We start from the raw sequence: 16,024 nt of genomic DNA on the forward strand, positions 1-16,024 counted from the left end.
TTGGATTTTCTAAAAATAGAGAAACTATCTCTTACACCAATGCATACGTTGCACATCTCCAAAATATGATAATTTATAGGGTGTTTTAGTCAAAAATAAAAACACACCACAACTATTTCACTAAATATTAAAATAATTTATAATTTTTTGTTAATTTAGTAGACACTAAAAACCATAAATATGAATACGCCCGAAGACAAAACACGCGTTGTGCGTCCTAATTACACGCTTCCGGCTATACTATTGTCCGGATTAGGTTACTATATAGCCTTTCACATTGCCGAACAACCCGGCACTCCAAATGTATTACTGCTAAAAATGCTGGGCATTGGAAACATGATTGTATTCGGCACTGCAACGATATTTGGCATAAAACGACTGTTTAGCAGGCTATAATTACAAAATACCGACTATAGATAGCAAAAAATTGCTAAAAAAATTCACAAAACATTAACGTAGAATTAGTACAAATTTTGTGTGCAGCTGCGTTTATATAGCATAATTTCGTTGTATAAATGTTTAACCAAAAATAAGTTGCCATGAAACAGTATGAAAACGAAACACGTATAGTGCGACCAAACTACGCGCTTCCGGCATTGGTTTTGGTTGCGCTCGGATATTATATTACATTCCACATTGCCGAAATGCCGCACACACCAAATGCTATACTTTTAAAAAGCGTAGGGGTTATGTGTATGCTTATATTCGGAGGGTTGTTACTTGCAGAAGCTATAAAAGCTTTTAGGCGCAAAGAGAAAACTCAAAGTGCATAGTAAATGCTTATAGGGCTGCAACAAAATTGTAACCCAAACAACATATACATTTAGGGTTTTACCTGTTTCAATATAGGTAAAACCCTAATTTTATTTCGGGTCACCCTGATACTTTTGCAACAGGTAGTGAATAATTCGTATTTGAATGTATTTTAGCCGGTACCTGACTTAACAAACCGATACAGACCAATTTATTAAGAACCCGGAACCGGCACTTGGGTAAAACACCACAGCCACTGATACTACTGAGTCGGTGGCTGTTTTTTGATGAAAGCAAAGTACCCCAATAATATTTTACAAAACCTGTTTTTAAAAACCAAAATCCCGGAAACTACCGGGATTTTTTATTACAATTCAAAATCACATGCCACAAAAAAAACCCTCTGCATTGCTGTAGAGGGTTCTTTATTGAGTATAGATGATATTAATCAACCAATATAATAATCCTGTTGTCTTTTAGCTCCAGCGTACCGCTTTCTATAGCAAGCAGAAACTTCTGGTCTTTGTCTGATTTTACAAAACGGCTTCCTAAATCAGCAGTTTTATAATCAGCCACCGCTATCTTGATGCTTCCCTTAGCCAGTATAGAAACTATGTTGGCGTGGTTATTAAGCATCTGGAATTCGCCATTTATGCCAGGTACGGTTACAGAGGTAACGTTTCCTTTAAACAAATGCCCTTCCGGTGATACTATTTCTAATGATAACATACGTTGTTAGTTTATAGTTTGTAGTTTATGGTTTATAGCTGTGCGGCATAACCACAAACCATAAACCATAAACAATAAACCGTTATTATGCTTCAGCTAACATTTTCTGGCCTGCTTCAATCACGTCCTCTATACTACCTTTAAGGTTAAAGGCAGCTTCCGGAAGATGATCCAGCTCACCATCAATAATCATGTTAAAGCCTTTGATGGTATCTTTAATATCTACAAGTACACCAGGTATACCTGTAAACTGCTCAGCTACGTGGAACGGCTGAGAAAGGAAACGCTGTACGCGGCGTGCACGGCTTACAACGAGTTTGTCTTCCTCGCTAAGTTCTTCCATACCAAGGATGGCAATAATATCTTGCAGCTGCTTGTATTTCTGAAGGATTTCTTTTACCCTTTGTGCAGTATTGTAGTGGTCATCACCAAGAATTTGCGGAGTAAGGATACGAGAGGTAGAATCCAGTGGGTCTACCGCAGGGTAAATACCAAGCTCAGCAATTTTACGGCTAAGCACCGTAGTAGCATCAAGGTGGGCAAATGTTGTAGCAGGAGCCGGGTCAGTTAAGTCATCCGCAGGTACGTATACCGCCTGAACCGATGTAATAGATCCGTTTTTAGTAGATGTAATACGCTCTTGCATAGCACCCATTTCAGTAGCAAGTGTAGGCTGGTAACCTACCGCAGATGGCATACGGCCTAGTAGCGCCGATACCTCTGAACCTGCTTGTGTAAAACGGAATATGTTATCTACGAAGAAAAGTACGTCTTTACCTTGTCCGTCTCCGGCACCATCACGGAAATACTCTGCAATGGTAAGGCCCGAAAGTGCCACACGTGCACGTGCTCCCGGTGGTTCGTTCATCTGACCGAACACGAAGGTAGCTTTACTTTCCCTCATAAGGGTTTTATCAACTTTAGACAGGTCCCATCCGCCGTTTTCCATAGAGTGCATAAAGTCGTCGCCGTATTTAATAATACCAGACTCAAGCATCTCACGCATAAGGTCGTTACCTTCACGGGTACGCTCACCTACACCGGCAAATACAGAAAGACCACCGTGTCCTTTTGCAATGTTATTAATAAGCTCCTGGATAAGTACTGTTTTACCTACACCGGCACCACCAAAAAGACCAATTTTACCACCTTTTGCATAAGGCTCAATAAGGTCGATTACTTTGATACCTGTAAAAAGTACTTCAGAAGATGTAGAAAGTTCGTCGAAACGAGGCGCAGGTCTGTGAATAGGAAGACCGTTTGCACCTTCTTTTGGTAAATCGCCAAGACCATCAATGGCATCACCTACTACATTAAACAAACGTCCGAAGATATCGCTGCCAATAGGCACCTGTATAGGAGCACCGGTTGCTACTACTTCCTGTCCGCGGCTAAGGCCGTCTGTAGAGTCCATAGATATAGTACGTACTGTATCTTGCCCCACGTGAGACTGTACCTCTAGTACAAGCTTTGAACCATCGTTTTTAATGATTTCTAATGAATCATAGATCTTAGGTAGCGCAGCAGCCTGTGAGTCAAACACCACATCTACTACCGGGCCGATAATCTGTGCAACTTTTCCTGTTACTTTAGACATTGCTTATGTATTTATTAAACAGCTATTTATCAGTTTCGAGAAAACTCATTTTTCTCGGCTGCAAAGATAGTTTTTTATATATGAATTATGCAACATATACATTGCGATTTTTTTAATAAAAATGCGTATTTCAGTAAAATCCGATTTAAAAAGGAGCTCATTTAAGGCACCGGGTTTCAATATGTTTACAGAAACCCCTTAACCTCCTAAAGTCGGAACAGCGTTTATTTTAAACAAAAACACAAAGCGCACCCTGCTTAAAACACCTCCTCCAGTGCCTGCTCTATTACCTCATAAATGCGGTTTAGCTGGGGCTCAGTTATTATATACGGCGTTAACACATATACAATATTACCCACCGGGCGTAGTATAACACCTTTATCTATAAAGAACCGGTAGAGCTTATTCCTAAAATCACCATAGTAAGACTCTGTTGCGTCGCGCTTTATTTCCAATGCCACTATTACACCCAGTACCCGTGCGGTTTTTACACGCGGGTGTTTCAGCATCTTGTGCATAAACGCGGTGTGGCTTTCGGTAATGCGGGCTATGCTTTGCATGGTGGTTTCCTGTAAAAGCAAATCGAGCGCGGCGTGCGCAGCTGCACAGCCCGTAGGGTTTGCAGTAAAGGTATGCCCATGAAACAGTGCTTTATTTACATCATCGCTATAAAAACCATTAAAAATATGGTCGGTAAAGCTGGTAATTGCCATAGGAATTGTACCGCCCGTAAGCGCCTTGCTCAGACACATAATATCGGGCTGTGCGGTAAGATAATCACACGCAAAATTTTTACCTGTTTTACCAAAGCCGGTCATTACCTCATCGGCAATGGTAAATACGCCATGCTCCTTACATACATTAATTAAATCGGTAAGAGCTTCAGGGCTGTACATAACCATACCTGCAGCACCCTGAACAAGGGGCTCAAAAATAAAAGCAGCAAAGTCTTCTGTTGCAACTAACGATTGCAGCGCCTCCAGGCTCTCCTGCTCCTTTCCGGGAACGGGCACCGGTATGCGGGCAACCTCTATAAGCGAACCTTTAAAGGCCTCGGTAAAAAACGAAATACCACTGGCTGCCATGGCCGCAAAGGTATCGCCGTGAAAAGCATCTTCAAATGCAATGACACGGGTACGTTTTTCGCCCTTGTTGTAAAAATACTGTAGCGAAGCCTTAAGTGCAACCTCTACAGCAGTACTACCGTTATCGCTAAAAAAGAACTTCTTTTGGTTGTTTGGCAAAATTTGCATTAGCCTTTCGGCAAGTTTCAGTGCAGGATCATGCGTAAAACCGCCAAAAAGAACATGTTCCAGAGTAGTAAGCTGCTTATAAATGGCGTTAGCAATATACGGGTTACTGTGCCCAAAGGGATTAACCCACCAGCTGGCTATGGCGTCTATATATTCCTTACCGTTTTCATCCCAAAGCTGGGCGCCTTCACCACGCGTAATTTTTATGGGCGGCAATGCTGTTTTATGCTGTGTATACGGATGCCATAAAGCACCAGTATATAATGTGTTTTCCAAAACCTGAATATTTTTTAAAAATTCTGTTTAAACAAAAAAGTCAGGCTGCCCCCTACTGCAGAGCAAGCAAAGCCTCCCTAAAATCATCGGCATAGGCAGCTACTACGTTAGCATCAAAATAAGGCTCGTTGTTTATACGCCCTATAACATTAAGCCCCGTCATACTTAGTATAACCTGCTCTGTAGCCGGGTTTTCATCACCGTTAAAAATAATACCGACAATGACAACACCCCTGTTTTTAAGTGCTTCTACCGTAAGTAACGTATGGTTTATACTGCCCAGGTAATGGCGCGATACCACTATTACCTTATAATCTGGTTGTATAAGATCTGCTATAGTTTGTGTAGCGTTTACAGGCACATATATCCCTCCTGCCCCTTCTATTACCAGGTGCGGATTTTCTGTAGCAGGCTCTTTAATATCCTGTACCGAAATAGCAACACCATCTATAGCCGCCGCAAGGTGTGGGCTGGCCGGGGTGTGCAGGGCATAAGCATTGGCATGCACCTTTGTTACAGGGTTACTTAGATAGCGTTTTACTTTGTGGCTGTCGGAATTATCCAGGTCGCCGGCCTGTATGGGTTTCCAGTAGTCTGCCTCCAGTGCCTGGGTTACAATGGCCGATGCAATTGTTTTCCCTACATCTGTGCCTATTCCTGTAATAAATAGTTTCATGTCGTATATTATATTCTTTAAGGCTGCCGATGTGTGCCGCCGTTTTTACTTTATTTCAAACTCGTGCTTACAGTGGTTACAATGGTATTTGTACTTTATAAAAAAGGGCAAAGCACTTAAAACCAACCCCAGCAAAAAAGCCAAAAATCCGCCGCGATCGCGCACCGTACTCATTACCTCAATCTCGGTAGAACCGCAATTAGGACAATGGATAGCATTACCGGAATTATCTAAAGCATAACGCGGTACAGATTGCAGTATTTCTTTCGCCCTGATAACGTCTTCGCTTCGCACAAAAAGCTGTACCCCACCTATGGCGTTACTAATCAGCGGATCTGTATCTATGGTATTATTGTTCTTAAGGAATACCTCTACACCATCTGCCTCAAGCCTTCCTTTAAAGATAAGCGCTTCCGCAGAATACTGAAATACGGCTATTTTTTCAAATTGTGGTTTCATAAAGACAAAGTTAGGGAACAAACACTTACACTCGGCAAGCATTAGCAAGTGTTAAATACTCACACCGCATATTATCAATACTTTAGTAATTCGTTACCAAACATTTATGCGTTTTCAGTCTAATTTTGAAGAATATTCTTAAAATTAACACATTGCCCGCTATGGAACTCCGGCTACCACCTTACTTACGCACACTAGCCATAATGTTGCTGATTATTATTATCGTATTTTTTATGATAGTAGCAAAAGAGCTTTTGGTCCCCCTATTGGTATCAGGATACATAGCCATGCTGTTAACCAGTACGTGTAACCGTATGGAGCGGTACAAAATACCGCGCTCGCTGGCAGCGTTTATATGCCTGCTGATATTTGTAGCGGCACTGGGTGGCATCTTCTTTTTTATTTACCTGCAGGTGCGCGGCTTTTGCCACGACCTGGGCGACGGCCTTACTACAAAGGTAAATGAGTTTGTTATTGAAGCTAACAAATGGAGTAAAGACACCTTTGGCACAGACCTGGGTATGCCAAACGGCTTTGAAATGGAAAAAGCCGTGGAAATGGTGGGCAATGAAAACACTAAGCCCACCCAAATGATACTGGACACCCTTAATACCTTAAGCGATATAATACTGCTACCGGTATTTATCTTTTTCCTGCTTATATACAGGGACCACCTGGCAGTATTTGTAACAAGGGTGTTTCGCAAACAAGACAATGATTTCCTGCTGAGAAAGCTAACATCTATACGCAAAATAGTGCACGCTTACATAATGGGTGCCGGTAAGGTTATGTGCATACTGGCAGTGGTAAACACCGCTGTATTATTTGCCCTGGGCATAGAGCACGCTATATTTTTTGGGGTGCTGGCTGGTATGCTGAATATAATTCCTTACGTGGGGCCTGCCCTGGGGGCCATACTTCCGTTTACGTTTGCCCTTATAACTAAAGACAGCTTATTTTATCCGGTAGCGGTGGTAGTAGCCTTTACTATTATTCAGCTTTTAGAAGGATCTTTCCTTACGCCAAAAATTACCGGAAGCAACGTAAACCTTAACGCGCTGGTGACGTTTATAGGCCTGCTTATAGGCGGAGCAATATGGGGTATTGTGGGCATGATACTCATAATACCAACCATAGCCATTATGAAAAAGCTATTTGAACTAAGCCCGGCTACACAGCCCTACGCTTATTTGTTTGGCGAGGAAGACAGCGACTGGCTGCGCACACGTCTAAGGCGCAAACCGCCTACTCCTGCCCCTGTGCCACCGGCTGCTACAGATACCGCAGAGCATTTGTAAGCACATCCATCATGCGGCTCATGTCCGGGCGGGTATTAAAACCGTGGATACAAAAACGCAGGCGTTCCTGCCCGACAGGCACCGTAGGCGATAATATAGCCTTAACGCTAAACCCGGCACGCTGAAGTTCTGCTGCAATTTTACGGGCACGCTCGTTACCTGGCACTATAATACAATGAATAGCACTATAACTGAGTATAAACGGAAGATGACAGCGTTCTGTTTCTGATTTAAAGGCGCTTATAGCTATATGCAGCTTACTTACAGTAAGCGGATTATCAATTATTGTATTGTAACTGCTTATTATGGCGGCTAATGAATGGGGTGGCAATCCTGTAGTGTATATAAAACTCCGGGCAAAATTAGACAAGTAAACCGTAAGGTTTTTACTGCCCAGCACTGCTGCACCATGGCATCCCATAGCTTTGCCGAAGGTTACCAGCCGGGCAAAAACACGTTTATGCAGTCCGTAAGACTGTAACAACCCTTGTCCCCTGTCACCAAAAACACCTACAGCATGCGCTTCGTCTACAACCAGGCGGCACCGATAGCGCTCGGCTATATCTGCAAAGGCCTCCAGGTTTGGCGTATCGCCATCCATACTAAAAACAGATTCGGTTACAATATATAGTTCTGTAGCCTTGCTACGATACCGCTCTATAAGTTTATATAACGACTCTTTATCATTATGCTGAAACTTATAGGATTGTGCCCCGCACAGCCTAAGCCCGTCGCGTATACTGGCATGTATGTATTCATCATACAAAACCACATCCCCTTTTTGCGGCACCGCGCTAAAAAACCCCACATTAGCATCGTACCCAGAATTAAATATAAGAGCACTATCGGCTTCATGAAACTGTGCCAGCAAAGTTTCAGCTTCGTTATACAGCTCATGATTACCGGTTATAAGCCGGGAACCGGTAGCACCGTTAACCTTTATATTTCTTTGTAACAACAACTGGTTTGTAGCCTCAAAAAGTTGGTCTGATGCAGCCAACCCTAAATAATCGTTAGATGAAAAATCAATCAGGCCTGCTGTAGTGCCGGGTGTGCGCAGGGCATTTTCAGCAATGCGCTGTTGTAGTTTTTCTGCAAGATGTAAGGGGAAATCATTCATTATTTCAAATATAGGAAAATGTGTTAAAATTTAACAGGCGGCAGTTTTATCTTTTTGTCAATTAAAAATTATTGTTTTTCAACAATTTTTTTACTTTTGTCGAAAACAAATTATCAAATTCAACTAACAAAACATCTTTAACGCATTATGAAAAACATCCTTATACTCCGAGTATTATTAAGCGTGAGCTTTGCCATTTGTGTAATTACTATAGTTTTTGGCATTCCGTTTACCTTAATGTTTAGTGCTTTTCCGCAGTTAATGCCTCCAACGTTACACCTGAAAGTAGAAACCCTTAACGGAGTGGGACGTTATATACTGCCGCACCTGCTGCTTATGTTAGCAGAAACCGCTTGCTTCGCTTATGCGCTTTACAGAATGAAAGAGTTGGTTAAGCTCTTTGAAAAAAGAATATTTTTTGATGCCCGCGTATCAGCGCACTTTAAAAAGGCAGGCCAAATGATACTTTTAAGTTTTATGATAGGCTTTATAAACGGAAGCTTTTATTTGACATACGAAAATTTTATAGGGTTCGATATTGATATTGACCTCGCTACATTCCTGTTACCGGCTACAGGCTTACTGCTTATGGCACTGTCTGATGTATTTACAAGTGCAAAAATCCTTAAAGACGAAGCGAACCTAACCATTTAAGTTAATATTTTATGAAACAAAACATTAGCATAATAACCACTGCATTGTTGATTATACTTATCCCATTTTCTGTATACATAGGGATAACTTTTGTGGCTGGCCTGGCTGGCATAGTAAACAAAGTACCTGAAATGGCCAATTCATTTATATCTAGAAATTTTTATGCATTAACGCCCCCGTCAGATACAGAAACAAGTTTGTTTTTGATTGGTTATGCCGCTGTAATGGCCTATCTTTTTGTAGGTGTAAATAACCTTAGATTAACGTTTTCAGACATTGCGAAGAAAGGCACCTTTAGCCACGGAACCTCAGACCGACTATACAAAGCAGGGATAGCAATAATAAGGTTTGCGTTCCTAAAATACGCGCTGTTTGGCATCTTTGGAGCGTTGTGTTTATCTGATATATTCTCTCTTTTTAGTGAATTTGTACCATTAATTGTATTTTCTTTTTGTGGAAAATTTATCCTTATAATAGCCGGCATGGCCGAACAGGGAGAAATTTTGCTTGAGGAAACCGAATTAACCATTTAATACATCAGAAAATGAAATCAAATTCCCGCTTTTTATGGCAACTAAACGGTATTGTACGCGTATTGTTTTGGCTGGGGCTGGCATTTGCTGCCTTAATACTCTACGATGAAATAAAGTTTGTAGACAATAACTCGGATCGAACCTATCCTATACATGTAAACGTGTCTCTTACCAAACCATCGACACGAGAAAACGTAACGCAGCAGGATCTTTTTACAGACAATGAGAGGTATGCGGCCATATCAGCCAAAACGTTGTCATTATCTTCTACTGAAGTAACTATGTATGTAATGCCAAAATCAACGTTTGCCACTTTTCTTATCTTACTGCAAATTATAAGCTTGCCCATAGCCTGGCTTGTGGTGTTACGGCTACTCAATCTTTTCCTGGCAAGGCTGGAAACCAATTTTTCCTTTAACCGCGCACTCTCTAAATATGTAAAATATATGGGCAATACCCTTATAATTTACCAGTGTATAGCGTTTGTAACAGACAAACTTATAGCCGCTAATTTTGCACAAATGCAGTACATACCGCAGATAAGCGGCTGCAAGCCTACTGCCCTCATGGAAATCACACCGGGAAGCAGCACATCGTTTGTGGTGTTTTTTGTAGGCGTGTTGTTGCTTGTTGTGGCACGACTAATAAACCATGGGTATGATTTACAACAGGAAACCGAATTAACCATTTAGCCTATGCCTATAGTTATAAACCTCGATGTAATGCTTGCCAAACGTAAAATGCGGAGCAACGAACTGGCAGAGCGGCTGGGCATTACCACGGCAAACCTCTCTATACTTAAAACCGGTAAGGCAAAAGCCATACGCTTTAGTACCCTGGAGGCTATATGCCGGGAACTAAACTGCCAGCCCGGAGATATTATGGAATATGTAAACGACTAACACCTTAGTTGTTACTTTAAAATTAAATACTACAGGTGGTGCGCAATTTATTTTACCTTACTTTTGGCATATACTCAGTACTATAATAACGCATTGCGAAACAGGTAAGCACATACAATAATGGACAACCAAAAGACAGAAAACATACTTAATATATTTTCGGAAGCCTTAGCAAGTCACGGCCTTAACGTATTAAGCACAGATGAGCAAGGCTTTATGCTGATACAAAAGGGAGAAGACGCCCTGAAAATAAACACCGGCAATCTTGTAAAAGAGTACCTGCAAACAGGCGACGACACCCCTGCAAAAACACTAGCCGCTGCACTGGCTGAGCACGGTGCCGAAGTACCGCGGAACTGGGAAAAAGCCAAAGAATCAGTGTACATGTCGTTTCAAAACCATGAATTTGATTTTAGCACGTTAATCCACATCCCGGTAACGGCTATGTTAGCGGCTGTTTTTGTGTACGAAACCGGCGGGTCTCAGGTTTATATTACCCAAAATGAGCTGGACACCTGGAAAATAGACAGCGAAACACTAAGAGACCAGGCCTTTGCTAATGCCGAAGCTTTATTAAGGCAAAGCAGCATAAACGCTACAGCAGTAGAAGACCGCGAACTCATATATATAGATACAGAGGCACATGCCCTAAAAGGTGCACTGCTGTTTTCGTACGGGTTTAAGGAGCAAATGGGCGTACAGCTTGGTTATCCTTTTTATGGGATATTTCCGGCACGCGACTTCTTTTATGTATTTGCCGAAGCTAACCTGGATTTCTTTTGCAACAGGCTTGGTGGTGTGGTTAAAGAAGAATACCTGTCTACGGGATACCCTGCCACTACCGAGATTTTAAAATTCACCCAGGATGATGTAACGGCTATAGGCGCGTACGAAATTGAGTAATACCAAGTATAAAAATGCTTAATTACAACCTAAAAAAACGCCTTCGCTATTACATATTGCTTGCTGCACTTATAATTGCCGTACCTGTTGTAGTGCTAATGGGCAGTATTATATTTACAGGCAGTGTGGGGCACGGGCTGGGTATGGCTGTTATTCCCTCACTGTTTTGCATACATTTCATTTTCGGATTACTGTATTTTAAGTCGTATACTAATGCAAAGTATGCCGCAGGAATACTTTCTATTATTCCCGGGGCAGCAATGTTTTGGCCCGCCGTAACATGGGGTGCTGCACCATGGTTTTGGCTGTCTCTAATTACGGTCTACTTTACCTATTTGCTACTCAGTATTATACTCTGGGAAACTTTGTATCATTGTATCGTCATCATAAAACGGGTAAGAGAAATAAGACAAACTTTATGATTTCTAACAAAAATTAAATAATTTGTTGTTTTTAAGCTAAAAATCTAGTTATTTCGCTTACTGAAATTTTAAAAAACCTGCCAAATGAAAAACAAATTGATTGTAGGGCTGTCGGCTCTTGCCATTATCGTTATGTCATCATGCACCAGCAATGACTCAGACAACTCAAATCAAAACAACAGCAACAAAAAATACATTAAGTCGGTTACCACTATTCCGGCCGAAAGTCCATCAGATGCTGCTACGCTTTCTGTAAACTATGACGCCGCAGGAAAAGTAATCAGCGCTACAGATGGTACTGAAACTACCTTTTTTGCATACGAAGACGGCCACCTTAAAAACATAGGCGGTTCTTCAGACGTGCTTACTATGACCGAAGTAACGGGTACACCTCAGGACGGATTTGAAATAGGCCGCGTGCTACAATACGACAGTAACGGAAACCCTGTTAAAGTGCAGATATATGAGCGCGACTGGGACGACACTATCTTGGCAACATACGAGGGCGAAATTATCTATGATAACAAGCCAAACCCTTACTACAGCACTATGGAAGCTGCCGGTATTATTGAAGTACTGAACAATGTAAACATTAACTTTAGCCTTAACCCACAAAGCGAACAACTGGTAAAGGCTAAAATGCTGCTTCCGGCAAACAACCCTAAAAAGGTAGTTATTAAAGACCTTGATGGTATGGTTAAAAGTACTATTGTTACAGACTATGTTTATGACAACAGCAACTACCCTTTAACCGCTACAACTACTACGACAGATGAAGACGGAGGGGTATATATTTACAGCACATCGTATACTTACAAGTAATACGACCGCTATACAGTAAAACGAAAAGCGCCCCAAGAGGGCGCTTTTTTCATTACATCATGCTTGTAAAATTTAGGTATAGCTTTATTAACAAATAAATTATTTCCACCGAAACACAACAAGCGCTATATTAGGCACTATCATTTAAATCAGCTGATTATGAATATACATATTATAGGCGGAGGTAACCTGGGCACAGCCATATCTGTAGGGCTGGCGCAGTACACAACCGGAAACACCATTACCGTAACGCGCCGTAACGTAGCCCTTATAGGGCACCTTTCACAATACGGCATACGCACCTCTGCAAGCAATATAGAGGGCATAACAGGCGCAGACATGATAATACTTGCCATAAAACCCTGGCAAGCCGAAGCTGTACTCCAGGAAATCCTGCCACACATAAGCGGAAAAATAATCGCATCAGCTGCCAGTGGCGTTACCTTAGATCAACTACATGGCATAGTAGCCGATAGCAATACAGTAGTACGCATAATGCCAAATATTGCCGCCCAGTATGGCGCATCGGCTACCTGTATTTCGGCACTGGCACAGGATATTGCAAAAGTGCAGCCGGTGGTAGATTTGTTTGACAAAGTAGGCACTGCCTTAATTATAGACGAAAAACTAATGGATGCCGCAACGGTACTTGGCGCCTGCGGTACTGCTTTTGCCTTGCGTTACATAAGGGCAAGTATGCAGGCGGGCATAGAAATAGGGTTTGATGCTAAAACTGCATTGGCCATATCAGCACAAACCGCACTGGGTGCTACCGAAATGCTGCTTAAAGAAAGTGCACACCCTGAGCAGCTTATAGATAAGGTAACTACACCCCAGGGATGCACCATAGCCGGGCTGAACGAAATGGAGCACGAGGGCTTTAGCTCATCGCTTATAAAAGGGATAAAAACGTCTTTAAAGCAAATTAAAGGTTAAGCTATTTGTCATAAAGAAGCATTTCATCGACTTTTATTTAATATACATCTAATTAATTTTCATAGTATTAATTTACAATGTATGTTTGTACCATAAAATAGCATTAGTAAAATTAAGTTTTACGGTATTTTTGGGGGCAAAAAAAGGGAAAACCATAACGTTTTCCCTTTTTTATTTTTTAGCAACCGCTATGGCATACTTTTCGATGCAGATTCAATTATTAAGCACTATATTTACATTGCGAATTAATTACGTAACCAATGAACGAAAAATCAAGAAATCCATTCCTTTCAGAAAAAGCGTATAGTGGCAACAATGCCAAAATGTACGATGCAGCGGGTAACCCTGTGTATGTTTATGATGCTAACCAGGTAATGACGGTGCGTGGCACCATAAATAAAACGTTTATCCTGTTTGGGCTTTTAGCTATAGGTGCGCTGGCACCGTTTGTAATGCTGGCATACGGCATTAACCCGCTACCGGCGGCAATAGCATGTGCCATAGCTGGCTTTGTATGTGTAATAGCAGCCGGTTTTTCTAAGAAAAACGCTATGTATCTGGCACCTGCATACGCGCTGTTTGAAGGTGTTTTTATAAGTAGTGTTTCAATGTACGTAGAGGTAGCCTATGGAAAAGGCACCGGAATTGTGCTACAGGCAGTAATGGGCACCCTGCTTACCTTTGGCGTTTGCCTTGCCCTGTACCGTTTCAGGATTATAAAAGTTACAGAGCGTTTTAAGTCTATTGTTATTGCCTCTATGATGGCGGTTGTTACTTACTATCTTATTGCATTCCTGTTTAGCTGGCTGGGAGGCATAACACCGTTTCACCACGGAAACTCTCTTATGAGCATTGGCTTTAGCCTGTTCCTTATTGTTTTGGCAGCAGCTAACCTGCTTATGGACTTTAGCTTTATTGAAGAAGGATCTAAAAACAACCTGCCAAAATATATGGAATGGTACAGCAGCATGGGGCTTCTTATAACCCTTGTATGGTTATACCTGGAAATTTTGCGACTACTTTCTAAACTGCAAAGCAGAAACTAATTTTAAGACAGCCTGATATATTTTAACAAAGGTTCTGCATTGTGCAGAACCTTTGTTATTTTATAGAGGTATATATAAAAAATTAGGTATATAACATCAGAATTAATACTTTAGCACATTAATTTCACCGACCCGTACATGAAACAAACACTACTTTTACTCACCACATTGCTTGGCGTGTCCGCCGGTTTCGCCCAAAGCGGAATAGGCCACAACAACGCAAGCGGGCTAACGGTAAACAACTTTTCGCACGTGGTAGGCGAAATCTACGTTGTGCCCCAAAACACTAACAACCTTACATCTGGCTTACTTGGGTCTGTTACAAAGGTAACCCTTGGCAGCCTTGGCGTAAATGACTATGCAGAAATGCAGGGTGTAAAATACTACCCAAACCCGGTAGACGATTATTTAACTGTAGAATTACCACAACAGGCCATGCTCTCTAACGCTGTACTTTATGACATTAAAGGTACCCGGATAAGCCTTCCGCCCGCAAACGGAAACGTACTTAACCTATCGGCACTTGCTGCAGGAACCTACTTCTTAACCTTTGCCGAGCAAAACATTAAACCTATTAAAATTGTAAAAAAATAACCAACCATGAAAAAAATATACTTACTGCTATTATTAGTTTGTACAACTCTTTTTGCCCAGGTTCCACAGGGCTTTAGCTACCAGGCGGTAGCACTTAACAGTTCTGGTGCAGCGGTAGCTTCAGCTCCCGTACGTGTACGGCTAAGCATACTGGAAAACAGCGCTACCGGCAATGCGTCTTATGTAGAAACACACAACCCTACTACAAATAACGTAGGCCTTTTTACACTTACCATAGGTATGGGTACACCTACTACAGGCACATTTGCAAACATTAACTGGGCTCAAAACGCTAAGTTCCTTAAAGTAGAACTGGATGTAACTAACGGCACCAACTACGTAACTATAGGCGCATCTCAACTGCTTTCTGTACCATACGCCATGTATGCGGGCGGCGTTGCGGGAATAGGATCTGGCAACGGAAGTGGAACAGGAGCAAGTTTCTCAAGTCTTTATATGTGTGGTACATTTAACTCATTTAACCCGGCTACAGCTGTAGAAATGCAAGGCGATTCTTCATTTAGATGTTTTAAATATCTTACTGCCGGAAGCCAAATTAAATTTACACCATCTACAACTTCTACCGTCCTTTACGGTAAAGGTACCGAAAACAATCTTGCGGCAAATGCTACCGGATTTGCCATTCAGTCAAACGGAATTTACGCAATAGAGGTTTACACCCAGGGAACCGATCAGAATGGAAATAGAATATATAGTGTTAACATAGAAAATATATCAGTAAGGGTGCAACCCAATTCATATTTCTTTAACGGAGATATACCTATGACATATAACGCTGCTACAAATACACTAAGCTGTACCGTAACAAATGTATATTCAAGCACCGACTTAGAAGCCCGTTTCCGTAATTTCCAATTTATAATAGGAAATTATTATTACGGTGATAACCTTACCGATGGCAGCATTGATGATGGTAACGCCTCAGAAATACCATTCCCGGCTTCTACCACAACCCGAAGCTACCGTATTACACTCAATCTAAACAGTACAGGTATAGGTAGCCCATATACCGTAACAGCCCAGTAAAAAA

General features: G+C 41.6%; 20 protein-coding genes. 14 read left to right on the plus strand and 6 right to left on the minus strand.

Annotated elements, in window-relative coordinates; translation table 11 throughout:
* Positions 1–180: 180 nt before the first annotated feature.
* On the plus strand, positions 181–396 hold the full coding sequence (locus ACLI08_RS02850; RefSeq protein WP_411426943.1) for a hypothetical protein: 216 nt from the start codon (positions 181–183) through the stop codon (positions 394–396).
* Between the two features lie 143 nt (positions 397–539).
* A complete protein-coding gene (locus ACLI08_RS02855; RefSeq protein WP_411426944.1) occupies positions 540–773 on the plus strand; it encodes a hypothetical protein in 234 nt (77 codons plus the stop codon).
* Between the two features lie 424 nt (positions 774–1,197).
* Here ACLI08_RS02855 and ACLI08_RS02860 read toward each other — a convergent pair whose 3' ends face one another.
* The 5 genes from ACLI08_RS02860 to ACLI08_RS02880 all read right to left on the minus strand — a co-directional run bounded on the left by ACLI08_RS02860 (position 1,198) and on the right by ACLI08_RS02880 (position 5,743).
* A complete protein-coding gene (locus ACLI08_RS02860) occupies positions 1,198–1,482 on the minus strand; it encodes a F0F1 ATP synthase subunit epsilon (protein WP_411426945.1) in 285 nt (94 codons plus the stop codon).
* An 85-nt stretch (positions 1,483–1,567) separates the two neighbouring features.
* Complete coding sequence (gene atpD / locus ACLI08_RS02865; RefSeq protein WP_411426946.1) at positions 1,568–3,079, minus strand: F0F1 ATP synthase subunit beta; 1,512 nt, start codon at positions 3,077–3,079, stop codon at positions 1,568–1,570.
* A 257-nt stretch (positions 3,080–3,336) separates the two neighbouring features.
* Positions 3,337–4,608, minus strand: coding sequence for an adenosylmethionine--8-amino-7-oxononanoate transaminase (bioA, locus tag ACLI08_RS02870; RefSeq protein ID WP_411426947.1), 1,272 nt, complete (start codon positions 4,606–4,608; stop codon positions 3,337–3,339).
* A 52-nt stretch (positions 4,609–4,660) separates the two neighbouring features.
* On the minus strand, positions 4,661–5,284 hold the full coding sequence (gene bioD / locus ACLI08_RS02875; RefSeq protein ID WP_411426948.1) for a dethiobiotin synthase: 624 nt from the start codon (positions 5,282–5,284) through the stop codon (positions 4,661–4,663).
* A 45-nt stretch (positions 5,285–5,329) separates the two neighbouring features.
* The gene (locus tag ACLI08_RS02880; protein ID WP_411426949.1) at positions 5,330–5,743 is read right to left on the minus strand and encodes a DUF2007 domain-containing protein; all 414 of its coding nucleotides are present in this window, start codon (positions 5,741–5,743) and stop codon (positions 5,330–5,332) included.
* 161 nt (positions 5,744–5,904) lie between these two features.
* Between ACLI08_RS02880 and ACLI08_RS02885 the strand changes: the two genes are divergently transcribed.
* Complete coding sequence (locus ACLI08_RS02885) at positions 5,905–7,041, plus strand: AI-2E family transporter (RefSeq protein ID WP_411426950.1); 1,137 nt, start codon at positions 5,905–5,907, stop codon at positions 7,039–7,041.
* Here ACLI08_RS02885 and ACLI08_RS02890 read toward each other — a convergent pair.
* Entirely contained in the window at positions 7,016–8,161 is a 1,146-nt protein-coding gene (locus ACLI08_RS02890) for an aminotransferase class I/II-fold pyridoxal phosphate-dependent enzyme (protein ID WP_411426951.1), read from the minus strand. The two genes, ACLI08_RS02885 and ACLI08_RS02890, sit on opposite strands and share 26 nt — an antisense overlap.
* Before the next feature lie 147 nt (positions 8,162–8,308).
* Here ACLI08_RS02890 and ACLI08_RS02895 point away from each other — a divergent pair, with 147 nt between their 5' ends.
* The 11 genes from ACLI08_RS02895 to ACLI08_RS02945 all read left to right on the plus strand — a co-directional run bounded on the left by ACLI08_RS02895 (position 8,309) and on the right by ACLI08_RS02945 (position 16,020).
* The gene (locus ACLI08_RS02895; protein ID WP_411426952.1) at positions 8,309–8,815 is read left to right on the plus strand and encodes a DUF2975 domain-containing protein; all 507 of its coding nucleotides are present in this window, start codon (positions 8,309–8,311) and stop codon (positions 8,813–8,815) included.
* Between the two features lie 11 nt (positions 8,816–8,826).
* Positions 8,827–9,348 carry a hypothetical protein gene (locus tag ACLI08_RS02900; protein ID WP_411426953.1) on the plus strand — a complete coding sequence of 174 codons (522 nt, stop codon included), beginning with the start codon at positions 8,827–8,829 and terminating at the stop codon, positions 9,346–9,348.
* Between the two features lie 11 nt (positions 9,349–9,359).
* On the plus strand, positions 9,360–10,040 hold the full coding sequence (locus ACLI08_RS02905) for a DUF2975 domain-containing protein (RefSeq protein ID WP_411426954.1): 681 nt from the start codon (positions 9,360–9,362) through the stop codon (positions 10,038–10,040).
* Between the two features lie 3 nt (positions 10,041–10,043).
* Positions 10,044–10,250 carry a helix-turn-helix domain-containing protein gene (locus ACLI08_RS02910; protein ID WP_411426955.1) on the plus strand — a complete coding sequence of 69 codons (207 nt, stop codon included), beginning with the start codon at positions 10,044–10,046 and terminating at the stop codon, positions 10,248–10,250.
* A 120-nt stretch (positions 10,251–10,370) separates the two neighbouring features.
* Positions 10,371–11,153, plus strand: a complete 783-nt coding sequence (locus tag ACLI08_RS02915; protein ID WP_411426956.1) for a hypothetical protein — start codon at positions 10,371–10,373, stop codon at positions 11,151–11,153.
* A gap of 14 nt (positions 11,154–11,167) precedes the next feature.
* A complete protein-coding gene (locus tag ACLI08_RS02920) occupies positions 11,168–11,575 on the plus strand; it encodes a hypothetical protein (RefSeq protein WP_411426957.1) in 408 nt (135 codons plus the stop codon).
* A gap of 84 nt (positions 11,576–11,659) precedes the next feature.
* Complete coding sequence (locus ACLI08_RS02925; protein WP_411426958.1) at positions 11,660–12,397, plus strand: hypothetical protein; 738 nt, start codon at positions 11,660–11,662, stop codon at positions 12,395–12,397.
* 159 nt (positions 12,398–12,556) lie between these two features.
* The gene (gene proC / locus ACLI08_RS02930) at positions 12,557–13,333 is read left to right on the plus strand and encodes a pyrroline-5-carboxylate reductase (protein ID WP_411426959.1); all 777 of its coding nucleotides are present in this window, start codon (positions 12,557–12,559) and stop codon (positions 13,331–13,333) included.
* Between the two features lie 260 nt (positions 13,334–13,593).
* Positions 13,594–14,379 (plus strand): Bax inhibitor-1/YccA family membrane protein, encoded by a 786-nt coding sequence (locus ACLI08_RS02935; RefSeq protein WP_411426960.1) that lies wholly within the window; start codon positions 13,594–13,596, stop codon positions 14,377–14,379.
* A 138-nt stretch (positions 14,380–14,517) separates the two neighbouring features.
* Entirely contained in the window at positions 14,518–14,973 is a 456-nt protein-coding gene (locus tag ACLI08_RS02940) for a T9SS type A sorting domain-containing protein (RefSeq protein ID WP_411426961.1), read from the plus strand.
* 6 nt (positions 14,974–14,979) lie between these two features.
* On the plus strand, positions 14,980–16,020 hold the full coding sequence (locus ACLI08_RS02945; RefSeq protein ID WP_411426962.1) for a hypothetical protein: 1,041 nt from the start codon (positions 14,980–14,982) through the stop codon (positions 16,018–16,020).
* The last annotated feature ends 4 nt before the right edge of the window (positions 16,021–16,024 follow it).

It is taken from the genome of Flavobacterium sp. RNTU_13, assembly GCF_046614455.1.
GTDB lineage: Bacteria > Bacteroidota > Bacteroidia > Flavobacteriales > Flavobacteriaceae > Flavobacterium.